This window comes from Alcaligenes sp. YSL9, assembly GCF_030515105.1.
Lineage (GTDB): Bacteria > Pseudomonadota > Gammaproteobacteria > Burkholderiales > Burkholderiaceae_B > Alcaligenes > Alcaligenes phenolicus.
This window is the reverse complement of sequence record NZ_JALXJU010000003.1, coordinates 374,921-399,556: the sequence shown is the minus strand read 5'-3', so window position 1 is coordinate 399,556 and position 24,636 is coordinate 374,921. Positions and strand designations below refer to the sequence as shown.

At 52.4% G+C, this 24,636-nt stretch carries 24 protein-coding genes; 9 read left to right on the top strand and 15 right to left on the bottom strand.

All coding sequences use genetic code 11. From position 1 onward, the window contains the following. Window position 1: 1 nt before the first annotated feature. The 3 genes from M2Q46_RS14450 to wecB all read right to left on the bottom strand — a co-directional run bounded on the left by M2Q46_RS14450 (window position 2) and on the right by wecB (window position 3,397). Window positions 2-793: an ABC transporter permease gene (locus tag M2Q46_RS14450; protein WP_302357535.1), complete on the bottom strand. Its 792-nt coding sequence runs from the start codon at window positions 791-793 to the stop codon at window positions 2-4. A gap of 204 nt (window positions 794-997) precedes the next feature. After that, window positions 998-2,014 (bottom strand): glycosyltransferase, encoded by a 1,017-nt coding sequence (locus M2Q46_RS14445; protein ID WP_302357534.1) that lies wholly within the window; start codon window positions 2,012-2,014, stop codon window positions 998-1,000. Between the two features lie 261 nt (window positions 2,015-2,275). Then, the gene (wecB, locus tag M2Q46_RS14440) at window positions 2,276-3,397 is read right to left on the bottom strand and encodes a non-hydrolyzing UDP-N-acetylglucosamine 2-epimerase (protein ID WP_302357533.1); all 1,122 of its coding nucleotides are present in this window, start codon (window positions 3,395-3,397) and stop codon (window positions 2,276-2,278) included. 488 nt (window positions 3,398-3,885) lie between these two features. On the opposite strand from wecB, the gene M2Q46_RS14435 reads away from it, so the two are divergent. After that, window positions 3,886-4,605: a glycosyltransferase family 2 protein gene (locus M2Q46_RS14435; protein ID WP_302357532.1), complete on the top strand. Its 720-nt coding sequence runs from the start codon at window positions 3,886-3,888 to the stop codon at window positions 4,603-4,605. Between the two features lie 6 nt (window positions 4,606-4,611). Then, the gene (locus M2Q46_RS14430) at window positions 4,612-5,493 is read left to right on the top strand and encodes a glycosyltransferase family 2 protein (RefSeq protein ID WP_302357531.1); all 882 of its coding nucleotides are present in this window, start codon (window positions 4,612-4,614) and stop codon (window positions 5,491-5,493) included. Here the strand turns inward: M2Q46_RS14430 and M2Q46_RS14425 are convergent. After that, entirely contained in the window at window positions 5,471-6,673 is a 1,203-nt protein-coding gene (locus M2Q46_RS14425) for an exopolysaccharide biosynthesis polyprenyl glycosylphosphotransferase (protein WP_302357530.1), read from the bottom strand. The genes M2Q46_RS14430 and M2Q46_RS14425 overlap by 23 nt on opposite strands. 246 nt (window positions 6,674-6,919) lie before the next feature. On the opposite strand from M2Q46_RS14425, the gene M2Q46_RS14420 reads away from it, so the two are divergent. The 4 genes from M2Q46_RS14420 to rfbA are packed head-to-tail and all read left to right on the top strand — an operon-like array spanning window position 6,920 to window position 11,414. Next, entirely contained in the window at window positions 6,920-8,185 is a 1,266-nt protein-coding gene (locus M2Q46_RS14420; RefSeq protein ID WP_302357529.1) for an O-antigen ligase, read from the top strand. Between the two features lie 3 nt (window positions 8,186-8,188). Beyond that, window positions 8,189-9,433, top strand: a complete 1,245-nt coding sequence (locus tag M2Q46_RS14415) for a flippase (RefSeq protein WP_302357528.1) — start codon at window positions 8,189-8,191, stop codon at window positions 9,431-9,433. Between the two features lie 26 nt (window positions 9,434-9,459). Next, window positions 9,460-10,527 carry a dTDP-glucose 4,6-dehydratase gene (rfbB, locus tag M2Q46_RS14410; RefSeq protein WP_302357527.1) on the top strand — a complete coding sequence of 356 codons (1,068 nt, stop codon included), beginning with the start codon at window positions 9,460-9,462 and terminating at the stop codon, window positions 10,525-10,527. Next, on the top strand, window positions 10,524-11,414 hold the full coding sequence (rfbA, locus tag M2Q46_RS14405; RefSeq protein WP_302357526.1) for a glucose-1-phosphate thymidylyltransferase RfbA: 891 nt from the start codon (window positions 10,524-10,526) through the stop codon (window positions 11,412-11,414). Before rfbB ends, rfbA begins: the two co-directional genes overlap by 4 nt. 11 nt (window positions 11,415-11,425) lie before the next feature. On the opposite strand, the gene M2Q46_RS14400 is transcribed toward rfbA, so the two are convergent. Beyond that, window positions 11,426-12,538 carry a hypothetical protein gene (locus M2Q46_RS14400; protein ID WP_302357525.1) on the bottom strand — a complete coding sequence of 371 codons (1,113 nt, stop codon included), beginning with the start codon at window positions 12,536-12,538 and terminating at the stop codon, window positions 11,426-11,428. A gap of 195 nt (window positions 12,539-12,733) precedes the next feature. Here M2Q46_RS14400 and rfbC point away from each other — a divergent pair, with 195 nt between their 5' ends. Both rfbC and rfbD read left to right on the top strand, forming a co-directional pair. Next, window positions 12,734-13,282 carry a dTDP-4-dehydrorhamnose 3,5-epimerase gene (gene rfbC / locus M2Q46_RS14395; RefSeq protein WP_302357524.1) on the top strand — a complete coding sequence of 183 codons (549 nt, stop codon included), beginning with the start codon at window positions 12,734-12,736 and terminating at the stop codon, window positions 13,280-13,282. Window positions 13,283-13,286: 4 nt separating this feature from the next. Next, on the top strand, window positions 13,287-14,210 hold the full coding sequence (gene rfbD, locus M2Q46_RS14390) for a dTDP-4-dehydrorhamnose reductase (protein ID WP_302357523.1): 924 nt from the start codon (window positions 13,287-13,289) through the stop codon (window positions 14,208-14,210). Window positions 14,211-14,315: 105 nt separating this feature from the next. Here rfbD and M2Q46_RS14385 read toward each other — a convergent pair whose 3' ends face one another. The 10 genes from M2Q46_RS14385 to M2Q46_RS14340 all read right to left on the bottom strand — a co-directional run bounded on the left by M2Q46_RS14385 (window position 14,316) and on the right by M2Q46_RS14340 (window position 22,805). Then, window positions 14,316-14,738, bottom strand: a complete 423-nt coding sequence (locus tag M2Q46_RS14385) for a F0F1 ATP synthase subunit epsilon (RefSeq protein WP_009464130.1) — start codon at window positions 14,736-14,738, stop codon at window positions 14,316-14,318. A gap of 12 nt (window positions 14,739-14,750) precedes the next feature. Continuing rightward, window positions 14,751-16,172, bottom strand: coding sequence for a F0F1 ATP synthase subunit beta (gene atpD / locus M2Q46_RS14380; RefSeq protein WP_035270229.1), 1,422 nt, complete (start codon window positions 16,170-16,172; stop codon window positions 14,751-14,753). 44 nt (window positions 16,173-16,216) lie between these two features. Continuing rightward, the gene (gene atpG / locus M2Q46_RS14375; protein ID WP_035270228.1) at window positions 16,217-17,125 is read right to left on the bottom strand and encodes a F0F1 ATP synthase subunit gamma; all 909 of its coding nucleotides are present in this window, start codon (window positions 17,123-17,125) and stop codon (window positions 16,217-16,219) included. A 94-nt stretch (window positions 17,126-17,219) separates the two neighbouring features. Next, a complete protein-coding gene (atpA, locus tag M2Q46_RS14370; protein ID WP_003805007.1) occupies window positions 17,220-18,761 on the bottom strand; it encodes a F0F1 ATP synthase subunit alpha in 1,542 nt (513 codons plus the stop codon). A 35-nt stretch (window positions 18,762-18,796) separates the two neighbouring features. Then, window positions 18,797-19,336 (bottom strand): F0F1 ATP synthase subunit delta, encoded by a 540-nt coding sequence (locus M2Q46_RS14365; protein WP_003805005.1) that lies wholly within the window; start codon window positions 19,334-19,336, stop codon window positions 18,797-18,799. Between the two features lie 14 nt (window positions 19,337-19,350). Beyond that, complete coding sequence (locus M2Q46_RS14360) at window positions 19,351-19,821, bottom strand: F0F1 ATP synthase subunit B (RefSeq protein WP_009464119.1); 471 nt, start codon at window positions 19,819-19,821, stop codon at window positions 19,351-19,353. A gap of 154 nt (window positions 19,822-19,975) precedes the next feature. Then, window positions 19,976-20,218, bottom strand: coding sequence for a F0F1 ATP synthase subunit C (atpE, locus tag M2Q46_RS14355; protein WP_009464117.1), 243 nt, complete (start codon window positions 20,216-20,218; stop codon window positions 19,976-19,978). A 104-nt stretch (window positions 20,219-20,322) separates the two neighbouring features. Continuing rightward, the gene (gene atpB, locus M2Q46_RS14350; protein ID WP_035270224.1) at window positions 20,323-21,204 is read right to left on the bottom strand and encodes a F0F1 ATP synthase subunit A; all 882 of its coding nucleotides are present in this window, start codon (window positions 21,202-21,204) and stop codon (window positions 20,323-20,325) included. Between the two features lie 56 nt (window positions 21,205-21,260). Beyond that, the gene (locus M2Q46_RS14345; protein WP_226349147.1) at window positions 21,261-21,746 is read right to left on the bottom strand and encodes an ATP synthase subunit I; all 486 of its coding nucleotides are present in this window, start codon (window positions 21,744-21,746) and stop codon (window positions 21,261-21,263) included. 282 nt (window positions 21,747-22,028) lie between these two features. Beyond that, window positions 22,029-22,805: an enoyl-CoA hydratase gene (locus tag M2Q46_RS14340; protein WP_009464111.1), complete on the bottom strand. Its 777-nt coding sequence runs from the start codon at window positions 22,803-22,805 to the stop codon at window positions 22,029-22,031. 34 nt (window positions 22,806-22,839) lie between these two features. On the opposite strand from M2Q46_RS14340, the gene M2Q46_RS14335 reads away from it, so the two are divergent. Further along, the gene (locus tag M2Q46_RS14335; protein WP_302357522.1) at window positions 22,840-24,615 is read left to right on the top strand and encodes a M61 family metallopeptidase; all 1,776 of its coding nucleotides are present in this window, start codon (window positions 22,840-22,842) and stop codon (window positions 24,613-24,615) included. Window positions 24,616-24,636: the final 21 nt, after the last annotated feature.

Here is a 24,636-nt window from a genome sequence, read left to right as displayed (position 1 = left end):
GTCAGAGCACATCTGCAAATCCCTTTTTCATTTTCTTGAAAAAAACAAATGACAACAAGAAGAAAACAAAGGAAAAAGCAAAAGCATAAAGGCTAAGCATTAAGCCAGGAACTTTCCCCCAATAAACGATATCACGAAATGCTTCAATATAATAAGAAAGCGGATTTATATAAATAACCTTCTGAAACCGCGCGGGAAGAGCCTCAATAGGATAGAAAATCGGAGAAAGAAACATAAAAATAGTAGTCAGAATACCAACAAACTGGCTAATATCTCTAAGATAAACCCCAACCGCAGAAAAAACCCAAACACACCCTAATACGAAAAGAAACAGGGGAATGATATAAATAGGAATCAGAAAAACAGTCGGATGTGGCACCCCAAAAAAAACAAAATAGACCAGCAGCCAGACTAAAAAACTAACAAAAAAATTAAATAAAGCAGAGCCAACAGTAACAACACCCAATATTTCAATTGGGAAAACAACTTTTTTCACATAGTTGACATTTCCAAGAACGATACCCGGAGCCCTGTTCAAACATTCTGAAAAAAAATTGAATACAATCAGCCCAGCAAAAAGAATCAACGCAAACTCAACTCTGCTTCCTTCTGATTTACCCCAGCGGGCCTGAAAAATGACACTAAAAACAAAAGTGTAAACCAGCAACAGAACCAGAGGAATCAATAAAGACCACAACAAACCAAGGACAGAACCTTTATATTTTGTTTGAATATCCCTGTAAATTAATACCTTTATAAGATACCGATTTTTTATTAAATCAGAAAATATCATAAATCAACACTATGAAAACAAGGCGATAAAAGAGTCCGCGGACGTTTGACAACGCTATGTAAGACGATGATCACACAAAGAGAGAACAAAACAAGTAGCTCATCAGTAAATTCTGAAACCGTCTGTGCTGCGTACCGTTTCACGACTCACACGCCGTCTCAATCTGCCCAAGTGCGACAACAGTTGTCATCGGCGCTACCCACTCTACTTGGTAGGAAACAAAGGTGCCATTTTCTCGGCTCTGGCCGACCAGTCATTCTCGTCCGCCAACTGACGCATACGCGCACGATACTGAACGTCGTCCTTGACCGCAAAAGCTCGCTCGATCTGCTCCAGATACTCCTCTGAAGAAGCCGCAGAAAACACCTCGGGGTAACAAGTACATTCGTCCATCGCCGAAGTCACGACCACCGGCACTTCCAACGCAAAATACTCGAACAACTTCAACGGCGACGTCGTACGAGCTATCTCACCGGGCTCGAACGGAATAATGGCAATATCAAAACGTTGGGCATAGGCTGGCAGCACCGCATAATCAATCGCCCCCAACCACAACACATTATCTCGCTTGGACAACTTCTCAATGCCACCGTAATAATCCGGCCCCAAATACACAAAACCATGATCCGGCAATCGCTCTGCCAGCTCATTGAGCACGTCGTACCACAACCAAGGCGCCAAGGCCCCAAAGTAACCGACGATACGCTGATACTTACCCAGAAACTGCTCGTATTGCTCAGGCAAGGTGACATGGCTCCAGTCCCGCCGATAATGCGCACAGTCAACGCCATTAGGAATGAAGACCACCTTCTCAGCACCCACCTCCTCAATGGCCTCTTCGCGCAAGGCCTTGGAAGACGCAACGATATAGTCGGCGTCACCCCCAAAGGCCATATCCTTGAAGCGGCTTAGCGCCTGGACATTGTCCCCTGAAATTGCCGGATCAATATGATCGATGTACTCATACACCATGGCGTTGCCCTCCAGCATATGAGGGCCATACTCGTTATGCGCTGTGCTGTAAAACGACCGCAATACCCCCTTCAGACTATGAGACTCGACAGCATTCACCAGCCATACATTGTCACCAAGGTATCGGGCGCCAGCCACATCATCACAGGTCCAACAATTGGTCTCATAAATCACTAAATAGCCCAGGCGCCCTAATGCCTTGGCCATATGCTGTGGACGCTGATATAAAGGCACATTCCAGTCGATCACGATTGACTGAATAAATACCCCTTGATACTCATGACGAAAGGCGAGAACACTTTCCTCAAACTGCGACCAAGTTATATCGCTGGATTTAGTAATGAAACTTTCGTTAACTCGACGCGGCCCCTGCTTAAGTATCAATCGCTTTAATGGAAGTAATCTCTGCTGCAACTTCCAAGGTAGTTTTCTATAAATTGCGCCCAAAAATGGCTTGATTTTATTAAGCATATTCTCTAACTCATTGCCTATTAAAGCGTTACACGACCACTAAAGACGCTTACACAAATAATCGACAATTCGCCTACAGGCAGCCCCATCGCCATAAGGATTATGTGCATAACTCATGGCTTTATAGGCCTCTGAATCATTGAGCAATCTCGCCAGCTCACTGCAAATCAGCTCGGGAGAAGTACCTACGAGCTTTACCGTACCCGCCTTGACCGCCTCGGGTCTTTCGGTCGTCTCACGCATCACAAGCACCGGCTTACCTAAAGATGGAGCCTCCTCTTGAATACCACCAGAATCCGTCAGGATGATATGAGAGCGACTCATCAAATAAACAAATGGCAAGTAATCCTGAGGACTTAATAGATAAATATTGGAAATGTTACTTAATAAGCGAGAAACTGGTTCTTGCACATTGGGATTCAAATGCACGGGATAAACAAAATCCACGTCTGGAAATGCCTCTGCACTGGCTCGTATACTTTGGCAAATCCGTTCAAAGCCTCCACCAAAACTTTCTCGTCGATGCCCAGTAATCAGCACCATACGACGGGCATCACTCAGGAAGGAAAAACGTAGAGACATCTCCTGCACTAAAGTGTCATCGGAGCGAATTTTTTCGACAACAGACAACAGAGCGTCAATTACTGTGTTCCCCGTAACAACGATGCTGTCCGGAGACACTCCCTCTCGTAACAAATTCTGCTGCGACTGCTCTGTAGGAGCAAAATGCATACAGGTCAACACGCCAGTCAAACGACGATTGCCCTCTTCTGGCCAAGGCGAATAAACATCACCCGTCCGCAGCCCTGCCTCCACATGACCAACAGGTATTTGATGGTAATAAGCTGCCAGGGCAGCAGCAAAGGTCGTGGCTGTATCACCGTGCACTAACAGTACATCAGGCTTGAACTGTGCGAACACGCCTTTAAGCCCCACTAAAATGGCCCCAGTAACGTCAGTAAGATCCTGGCCCTGCCTCATGATGTCAAGATCAAAATCCGGTTTTAAATCAAATAGCTCCAGAACCTGGTCCAGCATCTGCCTGTGTTGTGCAGTAACACACACCTTGGCCTCAACCCCTTCCCTCGCAGCCAACTCTTGAACTAATGGCGCCATTTTAATTGCTTCTGGCCGTGTCCCAAAAACTGTCAGAACCTTCATGAAACTCCCTTGAACCTCAAAATAAGAAAGCGCTCGTTAGTTGCAGCGTCCTTGCTGACACCACTTTACACGCTTAATATGCCCGCCCTGCGACTACCGACGACAAGACGTATCCATTCTGCATAGGTATGTGCTATGGCCACTCCCTGTCCAGGACCTTAGATGGGGCTGGCCGTTATGCCCAATACCTACTGGCCACTCCTCCAACCAAAACCCAATGAACAGGCCCTGTGTGGCCACCTCCCCTGATGATAAGATCTAATCACCGAAACGGATATGCTCGGTATTATCCATACATGCAGCAACCATAATCGAATTGACAAATTGATAGTGGTTTAAACACCCTATATAAATAGTCAATCATCACATCTTCAAGACAGACATCACTCTCGACCAATCCCAAAAGAATCGCTTCATAAACATTTTTTGTGCATTATTAGCGCCCCCCTCTTATGAGCGCCCCAAATCCAATATTAGTCAGCATTATCATGCCTGCCTTTAATGCGGCTGGCACCCTACCAGAATCCCTTACCTCTGTTTGTACACAAGACTACCCTTGCTGGGAGCTGCTTGTTATTGATGACGGCTCAAGCGACAACACCGTGGAGTTGGTTACCAAGTTTGCTCAGGCAGACTCTAGAATCAAGCTACTCCGTCAGCCCAGTAACCAAGGAGTCGCGGCGGCACGCAATGCTGGAATTGCCGCTGCACAAGGCCAGTACATTGCCTTTCTGGACTCCGATGATCTCTGGCTGCCTCAGAAGCTGAGTCAGCAGTTAAAGGCCATGCAAGAGAACCAGGTGTTGGTCTCAATGACGGCCTACTACCGCTTTCAGAAAAGCCCCAAATGGCAGGGCATCACTACCCCACCGCATTGGGTGGACTATCCAGAACTGCTCAAAGGCAATGCCATAGGCAATCTAACGGGCATGTATGACTGCCGAGCTATAGGGAAGGTCTATCAGAAACAAGTTCGTCATGAAGACTACTTGATGTGGCTAGAGGTGGTGCGCAAGGCTGGACGTGCCTATGGGCTTCAGGAAGTACTCGCTGCCTATCGAGTCAGTGCGACCAGCTTGTCTGGCAACAAAATCAAGTCCTTACAGTGGACATGGCAGATCTACCGACATCATCTGAAACTGTCCGTTGTACAATCTAGCTACCTAATATTTCACTACATCGTGAAAGCAATTCTGAAGCGGGCTTAGCTAACCATGGATCACGTCGTTCAGTCTGCACCTTGGGTCGACTTCATTCTGGTTAACTACAACGGTGGCAAAAAAATTGTTGATACCATCAACAGTATCAAGCAATTCAGCACAAAACACGCCTACAGCATCACCGTTGTCGACAATGACTCTACAGATCAAAGCTGCAGTCTGATTGCCCAACAGCACCCTGACACCCAAATCATCCGGGCGGATGCCAATCATGGTTTCGGGAAAGCGTGCAATATCGGAGTGGCACATACGCAGGCTCCAAATATCCTTCTCATCAATCCGGATGCCAAGCTGCAGACAGATGTTTTGAGTATTTTTGAGCAGTTCCTGAGCTCCTACCCGGACTCTCCCACCCCGATTCTGGGCGGTTCCGCTTTGGGCATAAAAGGACAACCGGATTTTGCCTTTGAGCATTTCCCAAACTGCTTCACCCTGTTGTTGAAAGCTGTGGGGCTAGGACGTCTGCTACGCAGCAAACACCCGCTGACCGTCCCCACACAGGTTGACCATGTCTCAGGTAGCTTGCTATTTATCAGCCGGGACCAATACGAAGCCTTGGGTGGTTTTGACGAGCAGTTCTTCCTGTACTTTGAAGAGACTGATCTACAGTTCCGCGCTCGTGAGATGGGAATCCTGTCCTACCATATTCCCGCCGCGCAATATTTCCATGAAGCTGGTGGCACCTTCACGAACAAGTCTTTCCGCAGCCAGTGTTATAGCGCGGGCATGAAAGTCTATTTGAAGAAGCGTTACGGCACAGCCGGCAAATTCATTTTTGCGATTTACGATGTCCTGGACAGGCTGACACGCCCCGCACGTCACCTGGTCAAATGCCTACTGCGTGAACACAAGCCTAGCGCGCCCCAAAGCCAGTAAGCATAGTCTTCACCGTCAAAAACACGATGTAAATATCCAGCATCACCGAGCAGTGTTTGATGTAGTAAAAATCGTGCTCGATCTTGACGCGTGTCTCGTCCTCGTTGGCCACATAACCCTGACGAACTTGTGCCCAACCGGTAATACCAGGTTTCACGACGTGACGGTAGCTATAGAACGGGATCTTCTGGTCGAACTCCCGCACAAAAGAGGGTTGCTCTGGACGCGGGCCAATCAGGCTCATCTCGCCTCGCAGCACGTTATAGAACTGCGGCAACTCATCAATACGTAATTTGCGAATGATTTTGCCTACACGAGTAATGCGCGGATCATCCTCCCCAGCGAACTGCTCGACCACGCAATTCTGGTCAAAACGCATGCTGCGCAGCTTGTAGATAGTGAACTCACGATTTCCCAAGCCTATCCGCTGCTGGGAGTAAATGACCTTGCCAGGGCTTTCAAGACGAATGGCCAGCATTGCCAACAAGCAAACCGGCACCACCACGACAGAACTGAGAATGACCATGGCATAGTCAAAAATCAGCTTCACAATCTCGTAACCTCGTGACGGCAGCAAAGAACCAATCGTATTTTCCGACATGCGATCGATCTTGACGCGCCCAGTCAGCGATTCAAAAACCTGCCTGGAGTTATAGACCGCCACTCGCTCCAGCGCACAGCGTGTCAAAAAACGTTCCGCATCAGGCTGAATACAGGAAAAGTCCGCCACCACCCCATCATAGCGATACCCGGCAAGATCATAGTCCTTCAGCAAGCGACCATCCAGGCCCGGCAAGTCCAACAAGGTTTCGGCCTCTCCCCCAGGAACAACCGCCAATTTCAGTACCCGATAGCGACTGGTAAACAGACTCTCCAACAAGAACCATGCCAATGCCAGAAAACTGCTGCTTAGCAACAAGGCTCGCGAAACGTCGTAACGAAATACAAAGCTGGTGGTGTAAATCAGGGCATAGGTCACACCTACCGTAGGAATAATCAGCCAGGCACTACGCGCTCCAGGATAGCCTTGCTGGCTTTTATCAATCAGCAGCTTGCAAGCTACGAATGCCACGATAACCAGAATGAGTGCGGTACGCTGCCCGTTATCCAGGCTCCACAAGGTTCCCCATCCCCACAACAACAAAACGGGGGCCAGCACGACGACGACAAACCCAATCAACCACGAGCTTGGCCCGGATAATAGGAGTATCTCGTGCAAACGCTTAAACCGCCTGATTTTAATTTGATTCATCGAAGCACTAATCACCTAAAATAGACCACTTACGCGCCAATTATACGTCGCTCCCGTCTGGGTCTAACCAGACGCTAGTAGATTTACTTAACGTGCAGAATATATAAAGTCGCCTTGCTGGCGACGCCTGTTGATCCGCGATTGCTTCCGCAAATTTTTGGCTTTTCCCCTTTTATGTCCGAGCCCGTATCCAAGTCCCTTTTTTCATTTAATGCGACGGCTCATCTGGGCATAAGCCTGTTTTTCATCAGCCTGCTCTCTACCCGCAATGTTTATTCCGCAGGAGTGATTCTGTTGCTGACCACGGCCCTGTGCTGGTATCTGAACTCTTTGCGCTCCAGCCAGTCTTTGCAAAGCCAGAACATCAGTCGTGGCTTGTACACGATACTGTCGCTGATCTTTGCCAATGGGCTGCTAATTTGGTTTCTGCACCATAATCCCAGCAATCAGCTGGATCTGCTTAGCCGCTATCTCTTACTGGTCCCCATTTTTTACATGCTCAGCTCTCTTCGTCTGCAGAGCAGCGTAATCTGGGTATGCTTTGCACTGGCAGGTTTGTCTGCCCTATGGATCATTCCCGCACAGTATGGCGGCCCACTGCACGATGGTCGTATCTATGGTTATACAGGGGCCATCCAGTTCGGCAATATCGCCCTTAGCCTGGCCTGTTTTTGCCTGGTCGCAGTATTAAGCCAGCTTAGCCAAGCACAGCGTTCCCTCTCTCTTGTTCTTGTTTCCTTCCTGGGCTGCCTGGCAGGCTTCTTGCTGTCATTATTGGCCGGTAGCCGTGGCGGCTGGATTGCTCTGCCTGTCGTATTCTTGATCCTTGCCTACGCCTACTTGCCCAAGCAGCATTTCCGACGCGGCATGGTGACTCTTTCGCTGGCAGCCGCGCTAAGCGCCAGTATTCTCTGGCAAACCGATACGATCCAATCACGTATTGCTCTGGCACAGCACGATATCGAGCAATTTGAGGCTGGCAACTCCAACACCTCCATTGGCGCCAGGTTTGCGATCTGGCAAGCCAACTGGAGACTGATCCAAGAACGCCCCCTATCGGGCTGGTCCTATCAACAACACGAACAGGCACTCATCGAGCTGGTCAAAACCAGGCAAGCCGATGCCGTGGTTTTGAACCTGGCAAACTCGCATAACAACTACATTGAAACCTGGGTAGATTTAGGGCTGGCAGGACTGCTACTGCAGGTATCACTTCTGCTGTACTGTTTTTATGGTTTCATTCGACGCGTGCATGCTGCTGAGCCGCATATTCGCGCTTATGCGGTCTGTGGCAGTATCGTGATTGCCATATACACACTGGCAAACCTGACCCAGAACATGATGGAACGCAACAATACGCTATTGTTCCTGCTGATCAGCATCGCCTTGTTCTGGAGCCAGATTTACCCCAATCAAGCCAAACTGCGGTCTGAGCCTTAGGCCATGTCTGCCAAAAAACTTTTAGGTAATTCATTCTGGAATCTGAGCTCCTATATGGTGCTCATGTTCGCCTTCTTGCCCTCTATGGGCATGATGGCGCGCATTTTGGGCCTGGAACCTTTTGGCATTTACACACTGCTCTTTGCCTTGATTGGCTATGCCAGCATGTTTGACTTGGGGATCAGCCGCGCCTTGATCCGAGCCATAGCCATGGCAGACAAGCAAACTCAGCAAATCCAGTCCATTCTAGGCACCGCCACCTTGCTGATCCTGCTCATCAGTGGTGTCGCTGCCGCCCTGGTTTTCCTATGTAGCCCCTTGCTGGTGCAATGGCTCAACATTAGCCCGGATCTGCGCACCGACAGCCTGTTTGCCTTTCGACTGATGGCACTCAGCTTGCCATTCCTGCTTTTGCAAACAGTCTGGCTATCATATCTAGAGGGCTTATCCAACTTCAAACAGGTCAATATTCAGCGCACCATCAGCGGTCTGTTACTTGCGATACTGCCTTTGCTGGCCATCCTGTATCAGGCCAGCCTGAGCTTTGCCGTATTAGGCTTGTTCATCGGACGTCTGATAACCTGCGTATTGGCCTACTTCTGGGCACTGCCCACTTCTGTTCGCAAAGGCCTATGGCACTGGGACAAGCAGCAAGCCCATGGTTTGCTACGCTTTGGCGGCTGGCTGACAGTCAGCAACCTGATCAGCCCTTTAATGGTGTATTTTGATCGCTTCCTGCTGTCCAACCTGAACGGCGCGACTACCGTCAGCTTTTATACAGCGCCCGCAGAAGCCATTACACGTTTATTGCATATTCCAGGTGCTGTGGTCCGCGTAATCTTCCCTTTGATCAGCGCACAAGAGGATTCTCGCCAAGAAACTCGCCTGACGTACCTCTTGCTGCTGGGAGTCTGTGGACTGATCAGCCTGGTTGGTATTGTTGGAGCAAAGTGGATTATTCTGCTTTGGCTGGGTCAAGCCTACGTTGAACAATCGGTACCCCTGCTGCAGATTTTGCTGGTGGGTTTCTTTTTCAATGCCATCGCCCAGATCCCTTACACCGTTATCCAAGCCAAGGGACACGCTCGCATTACCGCCTATGTGCATTTGGCCGAGATCCTGCCATATATAGCTCTGCTCTATATCTTGATTTCCCACTTTGGCTTGCTGGGCGCCGCAATTGCCTGGACCAGCCGGGTTATCGTAGACTGCCTTGCCCTTTTAATTCTGGCTAAACGTTATCGCTAAGCCTTACGGAACGCTACTTTATCGTCATGCATATTCTCGTTACCGGTGGCGCCGGCTTTATTGGCTCAGCATTGGTCCGTCACCTGATCCAGGCCACAGAGCACCACGTCCTTAATGTTGATAAGCTGACGTACGCAGGCAATCTGGAGTCCCTGACATCGGTTCAGAGCCATCCTCGGTATCAGTTCGCTCAGCATGACATTCAAGATGCCACGGCTATCCACGCCTTGCTGCAAAAATTCCAGCCTGACGCCATCATGCATCTGGCCGCTGAGTCCCATGTTGATCGCTCGCTAGATGGCCCCGCCGCATTTATACAAACCAACATCGTTGGCACCAGCACCCTTTTGGAGTGCGCCCGCCACTATTGGAGTGAGCTGCCAGAACCCAAAAAATCGCGTTTCCGCTTCCACCATATCTCCACCGATGAAGTCTATGGCGACCTGCACGATACCGATGATCTGTTTGTAGAAACGACGCCCTACGCTCCCAGCTCACCTTACTCCGCCAGCAAGGCCAGCTCGGACCATCTAGTCCGAGCCTGGCAACGTAGTTATGGCCTACCTACCCTGATCAGTAACTGCTCCAACAACTACGGGCCGTATCACTTCCCCGAAAAACTGATTCCACACGTGATCCTGAACGCGCTTAAAGCACAGGCTCTACCCGTCTATGGAGAAGGTACACAGATCCGGGATTGGCTGTACGTGGAAGACCATGTCCGCGCTCTACTAACGGTACTGGAAAAAGGCCAGGTAGGAGAAACCTACAATATTGGTGGTCATAACGAGCAGCAAAACATTCACGTTGTGCAGCAAATCTGCGCCTTGCTTGAAGAGTTGGCCCCGGAAAAGCCCACGGGCCTGCAACACTACGCCGACTTGATCACATTCGTCCAGGACCGACCCGGACATGATCAACGCTACGCTATCGACGCGGGTAAAATCGAGCGGGAACTGGGCTGGAAACCGCAGGAAACCTTTGAGACAGGTTTACGCAAAACCGTCCAATGGTATTTGGAAAATTCAGGCTGGTGGGAGCGCATCCTGAACGGCCGTTATCAGCTCCATCGCTTAGGTCAGACAGAATCATGAAAGGCATTATCCTCGCCGGTGGGTCTGGAACTCGCTTGCACCCTATTACCCTGGGTGTTTCCAAACAGCTACTGCCGATCTACGACAAACCCATGGTCTACTACCCCTTGTCCGTGCTGATGTTGGCGGGCATACGGGAAATCCTGATTATCTCGACTCCTACCGACCTGCCCAGCTTCCGTACCTTGCTGGGTGACGGCAGCAAATTCGGTATCCAGCTTCGCTACGCCGAGCAACCCTCACCCGACGGCCTGGCGCAGGCCTTTCTGATTGGTGCCGACTTTATTGGGTCCGACCGCGTCAGTCTGATCCTGGGGGACAATATTTTTTATGGCTATGGTTTCAGCCAGATGCTGAAAGAGGCGGCCCAGCGTGAGCAGGGTGCCACTATTTTTGGCTACCAAGTCAGTGATCCCGAGCGTTTTGGGGTAGTGGAGTTTGACTCGCAAGGCAAAGCGATTTCTATTGAAGAGAAACCCCAGCAGCCCAAGTCGAACTTCGCAGTAACGGGCTTGTACTTTTACGATAATTCGGTTGTTGATATTGCACGGCAAGTACGCCCTTCTACACGGGGCGAACTGGAAATTACGGACGTCAACAATGCCTACCTGCAGCAGAACAGCTTGCATGTCAGCTTGTTAGGCCGAGGCTTTGCCTGGCTGGACACAGGCACGCACGAAAGCCTGCAAGAAGCAGGAAGTTTTGTTCGTACTATCGAACATCGCCAAGGCTTGAAAATCGCTTGCCTGGAGGAGATCGGTTTCAGGCAAGGGTGGCTGAGTCGCTCAGACCTGCAACAGCAGGCCCAAGCCCTGGCAAAAACTGAGTATGGACAATACTTGCACAAGCTGCTGCAAGATGAACCGGACACGGGAAAAGCAGCTTAAACCTGTCGCAATTAAACCCGTCGTAAGGCTCGGACCGTTTGCAAATACTGACCAGCATAATGCTGGTCAAAATAATCTGCGTACTGCTCCTGCCATACGTGACGGGCACGAGCAGCCGCAGTCTGAATCTGCTGCATATCCAAGCCCTGCAACCACTCTGCAATCGCCTGTTGACCTTCCTCAATGGCCCAGCCCGTCTGATGAGCACAAACTTTGTCTGCCGTTGGAATTCCCGCTGTGGTGAGCATGGCCCGACCCAGCATCAGATGCTCATAGTACTTATTGGGTGCTGCAAATAAATGATTGGGCACGCGTTTGTAATACATACCCACCACAATCTGGCAGGACTGCATTATCTGTAGCCCTTGCACCGAGCTTTGAGCTCCGTAGTAATGAATATGGGGGTGTTGTTGGGCCGACTGCGTAAACAAGTCAGCCAAAGGGCCATAGCCAGCCACATGCAACTCACAGGCCGGAAGTTGCTCACAGGCGGCCAGTAAATCCTCCAGGCCCCGATTTTTGGCCTCTAGCACTCCAAAATAAGCAACTCTGACAGGCTGTTGGTCCGACACAGGCACGTACTGCTGCACCTCTGATTTTTGAGGCACGTTCTCCAACACCATGACGGAAGGCAGCGAACTGGGGCTAAGCCCGTGTTGTTCAAAACGGCAAGGATCAGCCAAAATCCCCGCATCTGCAGTCTTCAACAAGTAGTTCTCCAACTTGTCGACCCACCTGCCCGACGCCCCCGGAAAATAACGCAGCGAGCTGTACTTGTCGTAGACATCGAAAATCCATGGCTTGCGACATAAAGCAGCATATACCTTTACAGCCATAGCCGTATCCAGGTCAATCGCATGGACCAGATCTACTTGACGGTTGTTCTTGAGCAACCAACGCAATACAAACAGATTCCAGAAAAAGATACCAATCAGACTGCGCCACCCGGCACCTAAAGCGGCCGGGCGCGAATAATAGGTATCGTGGCTGCTTTTTTGTGCCGGCACCGTACCACGCTCCCACCCTACAAAGTGATAAGGAATTTGGGCCTCATCCAGCACCTTCAAGTACTTGGCAAGTTTGCCATCCACGTGGCGCAAGTACGAGCGAATAAAAACAACCATCCTGTTGTCGTCCAGTGTTTTACCAAGCTATCCACGATAGCTAAAAAAAACCTAAATAGATACAATTTCCATCAGCGGCGCATACTCGCTACCAGCGATTTACAATCCCATGCGGACCTTAGAAGCACTGGCTCTGCGCACCTTTGCCCGACTCTGAATTGACGCAGCAATTCAAGCACCTCACCCCACATCGACATGACCATTTACCCCACTCGCCTGGCGGGCGTTCTGATTATCGAACCTACTGTTTTTGGTGACGAACGCGGATTCTTCAAAGAGACCTACCATCAGCAACGCTATCAAGAGCAAGCGGGAATCAAGCTTCCCTTTGTACAAGACAACTTTTCACGGTCTGAAAAGGGGGTGTTACGGGGACTGCATTTTCAGAAAACCCGGCCTCAGGGCAAACTGGTTAGCGTTAGTCGGGGAGCAGTATACGATGTAGCCGTAGATATACAGCCAGACTCATGCACTTTTGGCCAGTATGTCGGCGTTGAGTTGAGCGAATCGAACCATAAGCAGCTATGGATACCCCCAGGCTATGCCCACGGTTTTTGCGTGCTGTCGGACTTTGCCGACTTCAGCTACAAATGCACCGACTTTTACTTCCCGCAGGATGAGGGTGGATTAGCTTGGGACTGCCCTGAAGTAGCGATAGACTGGCCAGTCCAGAACCCGCAATTGTCCAAGAAGGACAAACACTATCCCGTACTGAGCCAGCTCGTCGCTCAAGGCAAGGCCTAAATCCATGACAGCTCCTGTCATCCTGATTACCGGGGCTCACGGTCAACTGGGTCAATCCCTGGCTTGCGTGAGTGCGAACACCGATCCAGATGCCGGGCTTCTCATGCTTGGACATGCAGATCTGGACATTACTCAAACCAAGCCCATTGCTTTGGCATTGGAACAGCACCGTCCCGATGTCGTAATCAATGCAGCCGCCTACACCGCAGTCGACAAGGCTGAATCCGAGCCGGATGCAGCGCATCTGATTAACGGTATGGCTCCAGGTCTTCTGGCCGCTGCCTGCGCCGAACGTGGCATAGGGCTGGTACATGTCTCTACCGACTACGTTTTTGACGGTCTGGCAGAGCAGCCCTATGCCGAGGATGCCCCTACGCATCCTGTCAGTGTTTATGGACAGAGCAAACTGGCAGGTGAACAAGCCGTCCTGGCAGCTCTGCCCGGCGCCATCATTTTGCGTACCAGTTGGGTATTCAGTCAGTTTGAAAACAACTTTCTGAAGACCATGCTTCGTCTGGGCCGGGAACGCACTGAGCTGAGCATTGTGGATGATCAGATTGGTGGCCCCAGCTACGCAGCACATATCGCTCAAGTGCTGTTGCAGCTGACAAAAAAACTGCACGAATCAAAGCAAAGCACTGACAAGCTGCAAGCCCCTTCAGGCATTTACCATTTTGCCGGACAACCCAGTATCAGCTGGTATGGATTTGCTCAGGAAATCTTTGCTCAGGCTGTCAAACTTGGACTGCTACCCAAAGCACCCGCTCTAACCCCTATCCCTACCAGCCAATACCCGACTCCAGCTAAGCGACCCGCCCAATCAGGTCTACAACAAGACAGACTTGATACTCTACTGGGTCAAGAAAACATAGAAAGAGATTGGCGCAAAGGCATAGTAAAAAGCCTTTTATCCCTTAAAGAGTCATAGATTCCTGTCCGCAGGATCGGCCTCTCTCTATAGCTCCTGGCAAGTCGCAAACGCAAAAAAGCCACCCCTAAGGGTGGCTTTTTCACGGATGCTACCGACCTGAGCTTAGTGCTTGCGTGCGTTGCTCAAGCGACGTGCTGCGGCAGCTTGAGCGGCCAGCATGGCCAGCTCGGCTTCCACAACAGCGATATCGGCCTTGTCCTTGGTGTTACGCAGGGCTTCTTCCGCATGCTTGCGGGCTTCCAGCGCCTTTGCTTCATCCAGATCTTGTGCGCGAATCGCGGTATCCGACAATACAGTGACTTTCCCAGGCTGAACCTCGAGTATGCCGCCAGCGACAAAGATATGCTCTTCGCTGCCATCGTCCATAACGATCTTCAGCGTGCCGGGACGAATCCGCGAGATCAGTGGAGTGTGACCGGGCAAAATACCCAGCTCCCCAGCCTCGCCGGGCAGTGCCACGAACTTTGCTTCACCAGCAAAGATCGATTCTTCAGCACTAACCACGTCAACATGAAGCTTAGCCATGAGTAATCCTTATTACTGAATAGTCTTGGCTTTCTCGAAAGCCTCGTCGATCGAACCGACCATGTAGAACGCCTGTTCTGGCAGAGCATCACACTCGCCGTCGACGATCATCTTGAAGCCGCGCAGGGTTTCAGCCAGTGGAACGTACTTACCAGGCGAGCCGGTAAACACTTCTGCCACGTGGAAAGGCTGAGACAGGAAGCGCTGGATCTTACGGGCGCGGGCAACAGCCTGCTTGTCTTCTGGAGACAGCTCGTCCATACCCAGAATCGCGATAATGTCACGCAATTCCTTGTAGCGCTGCAGCGTTTGCTGAACGCCGCGAGCCACTGCGTAGTGCTCTTCGCCCACAATTTGTGGATCCAGCTGACGGCTGGTGGAGTCCAGAGGGTCCACAGCGGGGTAAATACCCAGAGCAGCAATGTCACGCGACAACACAACAGTGGAGTCCAAGTGCAAGAAGGTCGTAGCAGGCGATGGGTCAGTCAAGTCATCGGCTGGAACGTAAACGGCCTGGATGGACGTAATCGAACCGGTCTTGGTGGAGGTAATGCGCTCTTGCAGCTTACCCATTTCCTCGGCAAGCGTAGGCTGGTAACCCACTGCGGAAGGCATACGACCCAGCAGAGCGGACACTTCGGTACCGGCCAGCGTGTAGCGGTAGATGTTGTCCACAAAGAACAGGATGTCACGGCCTTCGTCACGGAACTTCTCGGCCATGGTCAGGCCGGACAGTGCCACACGCAGACGGTTGCCTGGAGGTTCGTTCATCTGACCGAACACCATGGCCACTTTGGACTCGCTCAGGTTGTCCATCTGGATAACGCCAGCATCAGCCATTTCGTGGTAGAAGTCGTTACCTTCACGGGTACGCTCACCCACACCGGCAAATACGGACAGACCGCTGTGTGCCTTGGCGATGTTGTTGATCAGCTCCAGCATGTTCACGGTCTTGCCCACACCGGCACCACCGAACAGACCAACCTTACCACCCTTGGCGAACGGGCAAACCAGGTCAATCACTTTAATACCGGTTTCCAGCAGCTCTACGGAAGGCGACAGTTCGTCGAAAGTAGGAGCAGCCTGGTGAATGGCGCGACGCTCGTCGGACTGGATAGGACCGACTTCGTCAATGGGGCGACCCAGAACGTCCATAATGCGACCCAGGGTGCCAACACCCACGGGTACGGAGATGGGAGCGCCCGAACCGGCCACTTCCATACCGCGGCGCAGGCCGTCGCTGGAACCCATGGCGATGGTGCGAACTACACCGTCACCCAATTGTTGCTGTACTTCAAAAGTCAGGCCTTTTTCTGCGAAAGCCGAACTTTCGTCAACGAGCGTCAATGCTTCGTAGACTTTAGGGATGCTGTCGCGGGGGAACTGAATATCCACCACGGCGCCGATGCACTGAACGATGGTACCGTTGCTCATGTTGAGTCCTTGCAATATAACTTTGATGGTGTGCCTTGCCGTGATTACACAGCAGCGGCACCCCCCACGATTTCAGAGATTTCTTTCGTAATCGCTGCCTGGCGGGTCTTGTTATAGACCAGCTGAAGATCACCGATAACGGTCTTGGCGTTGTCCGAAGCGGCTTTCATGGCCACCATACGGGCAGACTGCTCAGAGGCCATGTTCTCGGCAACGGCCTGATACACCAGACCCTCTACGTAACGCAGCAGCAAGTCGTCAATAACCGACTTGGCATCGGGTTCGTAGATGTAATCCCAACCGTATTCGGAAGAGTTAGCGCTTTCTTGAGCGACTACCTGATCACCAGCCTGGAAAGGATCTTTCAGACCGGAAGGCAGAGGCAGCAAGCGAATAAATGTTGGGTCCTGCTTCATCGTATTGACAAAGCGGCTGGTCGCCAGATAAACAGCATCAATGCGGCCTTCCACGAAGTCGTCGATCTGCACCTTGATAGCGCCAATCAGACGTTCCAGGTTAGGCGCGTCGCCCAAGCCCACTTCCTGAGAAACCAGATTGGCACCAACACGCGCCAATGTTCCAGCAGCTTTACCACCCAGAGCCGTTGTCTGAACCTTAATACCCTTGTCTTCAAACTCGCGAACACGCGCAAGTACCAGACGCAGAATATTGGTGTTCAGGCCGCCACACAGACCTTTGTCCGTGCTGACAACCACGATACCTACCGATTTGACTTCGGCAGGCTCAACCATGTAGGGGTGAGTGTAGTCGGGGTGCGCCTGCATCAGATGCGAAGCAATCTCGCGCACCTTGTCTGCATAGGGACGGCCAGCACGCATCCGCTCTTGCGCCTTGCGCATCTTGGATGCCGCCACCATCTCCATGGCTTTGGTGATCTTGGACGTGTTTTGCACGCTCTTGATCTTAGTACGAATTTCCTTGATTCCGGCCATCACACTTTCCTGTAAGGGCATTATCGGGAGCCAGACTAGGCTGTCGACTCCCGCTAATCATGACGCCGGGGTTTCCGGCGCCTGCCAACAATGATTAGAAAGCGCCGTGCTTTTTGAAGTCCTGGATGGCTGTAACCAACTCAGCCTCGTCTTCTTTAACCAGTTCCTTCTTGCTTTCGATACGCTCAACCAGGGCAGCGAACTTGCTGCGCAGGTGATCTTTCAAGCCTTTCTCGAAAGGCAGAACCTGAGCGACTTCCAGATCGTCGAAGTAACCGTTGTTCACAGCGTACAGGCTCACGGCCAGTTCCCACACAGCCAGAGGCTGGTACTGGGGCTGCTTGAGCAGTTCGACCACGCGCTTACCACGTTCCAGCTGGCGACGGGTTGCGTCATCCAGGTCGGAAGCGAACTGAGCAAACGCAGCCAATTCACGGTACTGAGCCAAGTCGGTACGAATACCGCCGGACAGTTTCTTGATGACCTTGGTTTGAGCAGCGCCACCCACGCGGGACACCGAAATACCGGCGTTAATAGCGGGACGAACACCAGCGTTGAACAGGTCGGACTCCAGGAAGATCTGACCGTCAGTAATCGAAATCACGTTGGTTGGAACGAAAGCGGAAACGTCACCGGCTTGCGTTTCAATGATAGGCAGTGCGGTCAACGAACCGGTCTTGCCCTTCACTTCACCGTTAGTGAATTTTTCTACGTACTCGGCGTTCACACGAGCAGCGCGCTCGAGCAGACGGGAGTGCAGGTAGAACACGTCACCGGGGTAGGCTTCACGGCCTGGTGGGCGACGCAGCAACAGGGATACTTGACGGTAGGCCCAAGCTTGCTTGGTCAAGTCGTCATAAATGATCAGGGCGTCTTCGCCACGATCACGGAAGTATTCACCCATGGTGCAACCGGAGTAAGGAGCCAGGTATTGCATGGCAGCGGACTCGGAAGCCGAGGCGGCCACAACAATTGTGTACTCCAGAGCACCGTGCTCTTCGAGCTTGCGCACCACGTTGTTGATCGTGGAAGCTTTTTGGCCCACGGCAACGTAGATACATTTAACGCCATTGCCCTTTTGAGCAATGATGGTGTCCACAGCCACGGCAGTCTTGCCGGTCTGACGGTCACCAATGATCAGTTCGCGCTGACCACGCCCGATTGGCACCATGGAGTCCACGGCTTTCGTGCCGGTCTGCATGGGCTGGGAGACGGACTCACGGGCGATAACGCCAGGAGCCACTTTCTCGATGACGTCAGTCATCTTGGCGTTGATCGGGCCCTTGCCGTCGATAGGCATACCCAGAGTATCAACCACACGACCCAGCAGTTCGGGGCCAACGGGTACTTCCAGAATGCGGCCAGTTGTTTTAACTGCGTCGCCTTCGGAAACACCGGTATATTCACCCAGAATCACGGCGCCGACAGAGTCGCGCTCGAGGTTAAGGGCCAGACCGAACGTGTTGTTCGGAAATTCGAGCATTTCGCCCTGCATCACATCGGACAAACCGTGGATGCGCGTAATACCGTCGGTCACGGATACGACCGTGCCTTGTGTACGAACGTCAGTCGACGCACCCAGGCCTTCGATGCGGCTCTTGAGCAGTTCGCTGATCTCGGACGGATTAAGTTGCATGTTCAGACTCCTGAAATCCTGTTTACTGACTCGCGCTATGCGGTCAGCGTATCGCGCATGCTGGCCAGCCGGGCCTGCACGGAAGTGTCGAGCACCTGGTCACCAACAATCACCCGAATACCGCCGATAAGGTCAGCGTCGACGGTCACAGTCGGTTTTAGCTTCAGGCCAAACTTTTTCTCCAGCCCAGCGGTCAGCTCAGCAACCTGAGCCTCAGCCATCGGGAAAGCACTAATAATCTGTGCCTGCGCCGTGCCTTCGAGTTGGTGTTTCAATAGATCAAACTGTTCTGCAATTTGTGGCAACAGCAAGATGCGCTGGTTATCCACCAACAATTGAAGAAAGTTGCGAGCCTTTTCGGTGACCTGTGACTTAACCAGGCCCGTAAAGAGTTCGAGTCGCTGCCCGTTATTCAGGCGCGGATCGTTCAGTGCCTCGCGCACATCGTGGAGACCGGCCACCTGAGCCATTTCGGACAACAGGGCCGACCACGATTCGAGACCCTGGCTGTCGTCGCGCACGGCGGCGAACAGGGCTTCGGCGTAAGGTCTGGCAATAGTCGATAGTTCAGCCATGGCCTGCCTTGATGTTAAAGTTCTGCCTTGAGCTGCTCGAGCAGCTGGGCGTGCGCATTAGCGTCAACTTCGCGTCGCAAGATTTGCTCGGCACCCTTGACGGCCAAGGCAGCCACTTCGCTACGCAGACCTTCACGTACGCGTTGCACTTCCTGGTTAGCGTCTTGCTGGGCCTGCGCAATAATGCGGGCTTTTTCGGCTTCGGCTTCACGACGAGCTTGCTCCAAAAGAGCAGTCGCTTGTTTTTCAGCGTCGACAATGCGTTGATGGTTTTCGGACTTGGCCGAAGCATCCATCAGGCTGATACGCGCTTGGGCCTGTGCCAGATCGGCCTTGCCTTTATCGGCAGCAGCCAAACCATCAGCGATTTTCTGACGACGATCATCGATTGCTTTCGTCAGTGGCGGCCATACGAATTTCATCGTAAACCAGGCCAAAACGAAAAACACGATCATCTGAAAAAAGAGAGTCGCGTTTAAATTCACGGTCGTATCCCTTCAATACCACGTGTGTAGGAAGCGGTATGCGTCCTGACACATGTATGTTCAAGTCGACAAGCGGTGCATGATCAAACCGAGCAACACACCGCTAACGACGACTGCCTGCCCGTCTGCCAAAAGCGGCAACGGACTCGCCTTATTACCCAACGAATGGGTTGGCGAATGCAAACAACATGGCGATACCGACACCGATCAGGAAAGCAGCATCGATCAGACCGGCCAACAGGAACATCTTGGTTTGCAGAGCGTTCATCAGTTCAGGCTGACGAGCCGATGCTTCCAGATATTTACCACCCATCAGGGCGATACCAATGCAAGCGCCAAAAGCGCCCAGACCGATGATGATACCGCAAGCAAGAGCAACGAGAGCTACGTTGGTCATGACAACTCCTTGGTTAAAAATCAGGTGTAATTCAAAAAAATCAAAGCGTTAGCAGGCCAGGCCTGCTCCCCCCAACCAGACACCATTGTCCAGTCGGAATCGGATTAATGGCCTTCGTGTGCTTGTCCAATATAGACAAGGGTGAGCATCATGAAGATGAACGCCTGGAGCAACACAATCAGAATGTGGAAGATTGCCCACACAGAACCGGCCAGAATGTGACCGATACCCAGTCCCAGGCTGGCGCCATTAAACCCTGTCCATGCGCCACCCAGCAGAGCGATCAACATGAAAACCAGTTCACCGGCAAACATATTGCCGAACAACCGCATGCCCAAGGACACGGACTTGGCCGCGTATTCGATGCAGTTCAGCAAGAAGTTGAAAGGTGCCAGCACAACAGCCATCAGGCCTGTGGCAGTGAACGGTGCAGTAAACAGCTCTTTGACGAAGCCGCCGGGGTGCTTGATCTTGATGCCGTAGTAGAACATCAGCAGCAGCACGCCCATGGACATGCCCATAGGCACGTTCAAGTCAGCGGTTGGCAAAATACGGTGGTAGTACAGAGGGTCGCCATGTTCGGCGGCCAGACCGGTCTGGATGAAGATCCAGCCCAGACCATCAACGGGCAGCAAGTCCAGCACGTTCATCATGATGATCCACAGGAACACGGTCAGCGCCAGGGGCGAGACAAATTTCCGGGACTCAGCGTTAGGAACAATGGATTTGGCCTGGTCTTCAACCCAATCGACCAGCATTTCTACAAAAGACTGCAAGCGGCCTGGTACGCCGGCTGTTGCGGCCGAAGCGGCGCGCCACAGAAAGAAAACCACAACCAGACCCATCAGCAGGGACCAGAACATGGAGTCGTAGTTAATGACACCGAAGTTGGCCAGAACATCCTGTTTTTCACCCAAGTTGTTCAAGTGAACCAAGTGATGCTGGATGTACCCTGACTGAGGCGAAATATCACTAGCAGCAGCCATCTGTATTTACCCTGTGATGTATACGTTATGGGACGAGCCCGTGAAACAAAAATTCGTTATGGCAGCTTGCGGAAAAACAGCAGCAGCACATATCCCTTCAAGACACACAGCAGGCCAAAGAGCAAGGCAGGCCAAACTAACCAGCCCGTGTTTGCCATGGCAGCCGTTGCCAGTGTCAATACCGCAAAACCGAGTTTGAATGCCTCCCCCCAGAAGAAGGAAAGCGCTCCGGCGTTGCCGCCGCCCATCAAACCCAGCAAAAGACGCAATGCGAACAATGCGTTAGGCACAAAATAAGCAGCCGCACCAATCAGTGCTGAGGCTGCTGCATATGCGCCGGAAATCCATGCCGACAGGCCAATTGCCACCAGACCCATAAAAGCCTGGGCAACAAGTGTGCGCACAATTCCTTGCCCTGCCCGGCGAGCCATGCGGCTACGTTGCTCGGGCGTAAGTACTACGGGTTCCGGAAATGGTGGCTTGTCCCCTGCTGCCTGCACCGTGGCTGTGGTGCCTGTCTGCTGATAAATCGGCTGATTCATAGTAGGAAACAATCAGATAACGTTGTGTGGGTGGATGTACTGCAAAGGCCTTGGCCAATCCATCCGCGCAATATTATCGGCCCCTTTCAAAAGCCGGTGTCGTCAAACCCATAAAGTATAGCGTCTTTTTTTTGTTGTAAGCAAATTCAGCCTTGCTTGTTTGATACTTAATGCAAGGCTGATTTACGCAATCTCAATGGCATCAAGGGGTAAGCTTATTTTGTAACATTGCAGTGCAGCAATTTTACAACACACCCCTTGTTTTATCAGCGATTGAGAAACTTAGCGGTGCTTGAACTCGGGCTTGCGCTTCTCGACAAAAGCACGCATGCCTTCCTTCTGATCCTCTGTGGCAAACAAGCCATGGAAGTTGCGGCGCTCGAACAGCAGACCTTCTTCCAGCGACGATTCAAAAGCACGGTTCACGCACTCCTTGGCCATCAGGACAGACGGCAGGGACATGCTGGAAATAACCGTGGCGGCGTCCAATGCCTCTTCAATCAGCTTGTCGGCAGGCACCACGCGCGACACCAGACCGGAGCGCTCGGCCTCTTCGGCATTCATCATGCGCGAAGTCAGAATCAGATCCATGGCCTTGGCCTTGCCCACGGCACGGGGCAGACGCTGCGTACCACCAAAACCGGGAATCACGCCCAGCTTGATTTCTGGCTGACCAAAACGAGCGGAGTCAGCGGCAATGATGAAGTCACACAACATGGCCAGTTCGCAGCCACCACCCAGGGCGTAGCCAGCGACGGCGGCAATGATGGGCTTGCGGAAACGGCGCAGTTCTTCCCACTGGCCACCCAGATAGTCCTGGGAGCTGACATCGTGGTAATTCCAGTCTTTCATGGCGCCGATATCGGCACCGGCGGCAAAGGCTTTTTCATTACCGGTCAGCACGATACAACCGATTTCGTTGTCGGCATCGTATTTCTTTAACAGGGCATACAACTCGGCGATCAGCTCGTTATTGAGCGCATTCAAAGCCTTGGGCCGATTTAATGTCAATAAAGCAACACGACCATGCACCTCTGCTTTGACTAAGGGTTCGTTCATGCTGACTCCCAGAAAAATTAAATAGAATAGGGGAATGGAACCTACACCCGTACTTTACCGTGCCGAGCCGACAGATCTCGCCGGCCACCGCCTGACTGTCCAGATACAGATCACTTCCCCCCAAACAGATGGCCAGATCTTGAGCCTTCCGGCCTGGATCCCTGGCAGCTACCTGATCCGCGACTTCTCGCGTCAGATCGAAAGCATAGCCGCCTTCTCCGGCGAAAAGCCGGTTTCCATCCGCAAGCTGGACAACCATCGCTGGCAGTGCGAACCCTGCGAGGGCCCCTTGAGCATTCAGTACCAGGTCTATGCCTGGGACCTGTCCGTACGAGGCGCGCATATTGATCAGACCCATGCTTTCTTTAATGGCACCAGCGCCCTGCTGGCCGTTGAGGGCCAGACTGAACAGCCGTGCCTGCTGGAACTGGTGTCCAACGAGGACATGGAAGACTGGCAGGTTTACACCAGCCTGCCCGAGGCCACCGGCATGCCAGGCGCGGCAGAGCGCTATGGTTTTGGCCTGTACCGCGCCAGCAATTACGACGAGTTGATCGACCACCCCATTGAAATGGGCACTCCCCAGGTCATCAGCTTCTTTGCCCACGGCGCTGAACACGAACTGGTCTTTACTGGCGTCATCCCGAACCTGGACCTGCCCCGCATTGCCCGTGACATAGAGAAAATCTGTGCCGAGCAAATCGCCTTTTTCGAACCTGAAACCCGTCGCGCGCCCTTCCTGGATTGCAGCTCGCGCTACGTGTTCATGACCATGGTGACTGATGACGGTTACGGCGGACTGGAGCATCGCGCCTCGACCGCCCTGATGGCTTCGCGTCGAGACCTGCCTACCCAGGGCCAGGACAAATCGGTGAAAAGCGCGGGCTACCAGACCTTTTTGGGCCTGATCAGCCATGAGTACTTCCATACCTGGAACGTCAAACGCATCAAGCCCGCCGTCTTCGCACCCTATGACCTGAGCCGTGAAAACCACACCCGCTTGCTATGGGTATTTGAAGGCTTCACCTCGTACTACGACGATTTGATGCTGCTACGCTCTGGCGTGCTGAGCGAGGCCGATTACCTCAAGCTGCTGGCCAAGAACATCAATGCGGTTGAACGAGGCCCTGGCCGCTTCAAGCAGTCCGCCGCACAAAGCTCTTTTGACGCCTGGACTCGTTACTACAAGCAGGACGAGAACTCGCCCAATGCACTCGTCAGCTACTACAGCAAGGGCGCCCTGATTGCACTGGGTCTGGACCTGTGCATTCGCAGCCATACCCAGCAGGCCAAGGGTCTGGACGATGTCATGCTCTTGATGTGGGAACGCTATGGGCGCGAGTTCTATCAAGGCAAGCCACACGGCATCCCTGAGGACGCCATGCCAGCGCTGATTCTGGAGGCAACTGGCTATGACGCCACAGACTTCATTGCCCGCTATGTGGAAGGCTGCGAGGACCTGCCCTTGAAACCCTGGCTGGCCGAACAAGGCTTGAAGCTGGAATGGCAAGCCTCCTCCAAGCTGCCCAGCCTGAACGCTCGCTTGCGCCAAAGCGCAGGCCAATGCCAGCTGGCTACCGTCTTCACTGATGGTGCAGCGCATCAAGCCGGGCTGTCTGCCGGTGATACCCTGGTCGCTATTGACGGCTTGCGTGTCAGTGACACCGCCAGCCTGGAGCGCCTGCTGGCAGCCTATGAACCCGGCCAGACCGTACAAGTTCACGCCTTCCGCCGCGATGAACTACACTGCTTCACGCTACAACTGGCGCGCCCTGCTCTGGACGAATGCGTCCTGAGCCGCCAGTCCTGATCTTCTTTCCAGGCCCGCCAA